The sequence below is a fragment of the Tahibacter caeni genome, from assembly GCF_024609805.1.
GTDB lineage: Bacteria > Pseudomonadota > Gammaproteobacteria > Xanthomonadales > Rhodanobacteraceae > Tahibacter > Tahibacter caeni.
Genome location: NZ_JANFVR010000489.1, coordinates 1 through 2537, shown reverse-complemented (window position 1 = coordinate 2537; position 2537 = coordinate 1). Strand labels below are relative to the sequence as shown.

Here is a 2537-nt window from a genome sequence, read left to right as displayed (position 1 = left end):
CGAATAGGTCTTGCTCGGATTGGCCGCGGTCGAGGTCGTGCCGTCGCCGAAGTTCCAGCTGCGCGAGGCGATCGTGCCGTCGCTGTCGGTCGAGGTGTCGGTGAACGTCGCCGTCAGGCCGTTCGTCATGCTCGTGAAGTTGGCGACCGGCGCGACGTTGCCGCCGCCACCGGTCACGGTGAACTGCACCACGTTCGGCGTGCCGGGCTTGCCGGCTGCGTCGACGCCTTGCACGACGACGCGATGCACGCCGGGCGCGAGGCCGGTCGTCGATATCGTCGCACGCACGGTTTCCGTGCTCGTGTCGAAGCTGCCGTCGCCCGCGCTCATCGCGATCGGCACGGCGCCGGCCTGCCACGGCGCCGCATCGACGTAGGCCGCAGCTGAAGCGATGGCCTGCACGCTTTCGCTACCGTTGCGCTGATTGAAGCGGCTGTCGTCGACGGTCGCGGTCACGGTCACCGTCGTGCCGGCGGCGACGCTGGACGGACTGACGCTGATCGCCGTCGTGTCGGGACCGGCCGGCAACTGGTACGGCGCCTGTAGGTTGCGCGCGGCATAGCGCAGCGCGGCGAGGTTCTGCGGCAACGTCGTGTTCTGGAACGTCGTGCAGCTCTCGAAGAACGCGACGCCGAGCTCGATCGTGAACGCCGGCACGCCGAGCGAGCCGTACATGTTGTCGTCGGTCGCGCCGTCGGTCGCATACAGCTCGTCGGACTGCTGCGGATAGTAGCCGTTGAACCAGGCCAGGCGCCGGCCGAACGTGCGCAGCGCGGGACCATTCGGCGCCGCCGCCGACGTATCGCCCCAGGGCCAGAGCACGAGCTGCGAATAGCTGTGGATGTCGAGGAAAACGCCCTTGTAGTCGTCCGGCGCGGCGCTGCTGACGGCATCGGCGCGGCGGTCCGGAAACACGCCGCCGCTGTAGCTGCCGTTGCTGCCGAGCACGCCGGCGACATACGCGACGATGTTCTGCGTTTCAGGCTCCGACGCGCGCGCGGGGCCATGATAGGTTTCGTTGCACGGATCGCTGCTCGATCCGCCGGCCGCGCTGTTCCAGTGGAACGGAAAATTGCGGTTCAGGTCGATGCCGTAGCTCGTGCTGCTGCAGCTGCCGTTGCTGTTGTCGGTGTTCTTGCGCCAGGACAGGCCGCTCTCGGCTTTCTTGCGGCCGTCGGGATTGGCCTGCAGCACGAGATGGAATTTGAAGTTGTCCATGAGCCAGGTCGCTTCGGCGTCGCTGCCGTAGCCGTTGACCAGCCATTCGCCGAACCGCGTCATGACTTCGGCCGGCGTGTATTCGCGCGCGTGCAGTCCGCTGAGCACGACCATGTTCGGCTTGTCCGGCAGCGCCGCGTCGGTCGCCTTGTTGCCGAGCCGCAGCACCTTGACGGTATAGCCGTTGGCGGAATTGTGCGTCTTCTCCCAGCTCGGGCCGATATCGATGACGTCGGCGAGGTTGGGCTTCTGCGCGGCGAGCTGCGCCATCGTGGTCTGCGTTTCCTCGACCGTGCGATAGCAGGCATAGCCCGGAATGCTCTTGATGCTGCCGCCGTCGACGAGGGACTTCTGCCAGGCCTGCAAACGGTCCGAGGCTTCCTTGTCGATCGTCACGGCGAAGCCGGCGGCACGCAGGCTCGCGATCGTTTCGCTGTCGGCCTCGACGCGGACGGATTTGTTCTTGCGGTCGACGACGAGATGCTGGAATTGCGACGCCAGCGCCTGCAGTTGCTCGGGCTTCTCGTAGGTCGCGGTGACGAACCAGACGTCCTGCGCCTTGGCCGGCGAGGACACGACGCCGGCGATCGCCAGCGGCACTACCATCAGCTTGGACAGCATGCGGTTCTCCAGGGTCAGGCCGGCCATCCTCCCCGATAGCCGGCGTGAGGTTCGGCGAACCGGGCTGGGTCATGGAAGCCCGATCCACCGCGCGAGACGGGCCCGTTGCGGACCCGCGATGTCTGCCGCCGGCATGCTGGCTGCCCCGTCGCAACCGTGCCGCATGCCGGCGGCAGCGTTCCTAGATAGCAGTTCGCGCCGCGGTCGTGGCGGTCGTCCATCGCATTTTTTGGATCCTTCGTGAAAGCGACAGGTATACGAGCCGTCCTTCGGCGCCACAGGTTGCGCCGAACGCGGCGATGCGCAACGTCGCGGAGAGTCGGTGACGAAGAGCGATGTTCCCAGCCGGACAACTTCCTCTCCCTCGAGCGACGCGTGAGGGAGAGGGAGAAAAGCCCCGCCGCGTCAGCGGCGGGGCCGTGGGTTTGGCTCGACGAGCCGGTGGCTCCGAGTCGACGACTCGAACCCGTGATGCCGATCCAGCGTCGCCGAGCCGGCGGTTCAGAACGTGATCGACCAGCTGTCGATCCGGCCGGTGTCGCCGGCGGCGTTGTCGTTGACGCGCAGGATCCACGTACCGTTGAGCGGCTCGCTCGACAGGTTCAGGGTCACCGTCTTGTTGATGTTGTCGGTGCCCCCGCCGGTGCGGTTGTGGATGTTGTACAAGGTGCCGTCCGGCGCCACGAGATCGACCTTCA

The 2537-nt window shown here is 66.9% G+C and carries 2 protein-coding genes; both read right to left on the bottom strand.

What is annotated here, in order from left to right; all coding sequences use genetic code 11:
• Positions 1-1866 (bottom strand): M14 family zinc carboxypeptidase (locus NON22_RS22995; RefSeq protein WP_257389318.1); only part of this gene is annotated, 1866 nt, incomplete at its 3' end.
• Between the two features lie 474 nt (positions 1867-2340).
• Positions 2341-2537: proprotein convertase P-domain-containing protein (locus NON22_RS22990; RefSeq protein WP_257385637.1), on the bottom strand; the 197-nt coding region annotated here is incomplete at its 5' end.